Consider the following 715-nt stretch of genomic DNA (forward strand, 5'->3'; position numbering starts at 1 on the left):
GCCCTGACCGTACTGGTATAGTCGCAAAAGTCAGTAACTTTCTGGCAACTTATAATGGTTGGATCACTGAAGCGAGTTACCATGCCGACCAGAAGAACGGCTGGTTTTTTATGCGCAATGAGATCAAGGCGAGTTCGATTCCTTTTGATCTGGAAAACTTCAAAACAGTGTTTGAACCCATTGCCAAAGAGTTTTCCATGTCATGGAGTATTAGCGATTCTAATACTAAGAAACGCGTCGTGTTGATGGCTTCAAAGGAATCCCATTGTTTAGCGGATCTACTACATCGCTGGCACAGCAATGAGCTGGATGCGGAAATTGTGGCAGTGATATCCAATCACGATGATTTACGCCGTATGGTTGAATGGCACGATATTCCTTATCACCATGTGCCGGTAGACCCACAAAACAAACAAGCTGCTTTCGACCAGGTTAGTAGCTTGGTGGATGAATACCAGACCGACTTGGTGGTACTTGCTCGCTATATGCAGATTTTACCTGCTGACCTGTGTGAGACATATGCAGGACGCGTGATCAATATTCATCATAGCTTCTTACCTTCATTTGCTGGGGCAAAGCCTTACCATCAAGCTTATGACAGAGGCGTGAAATTGATTGGTGCAACCTGTCACTATGTCACTCAAGATTTGGACGAAGGGCCTATTATCGACCAGGATGTGATTCGTATTAGTCACAGTAATACGATAGAAGATAT

1 protein-coding gene is annotated in these 715 nt (G+C 44.3%); it reads left to right on the forward strand.

Features of this window, described 5'->3' with window-relative positions:
- On the forward strand, positions 1 to 715 hold a 715-nt coding region (gene purU, locus A3756_RS02750), incomplete at both ends, for a formyltetrahydrofolate deformylase (protein WP_068552879.1).

This window comes from Oleiphilus sp. HI0086 (assembly GCF_001635225.1).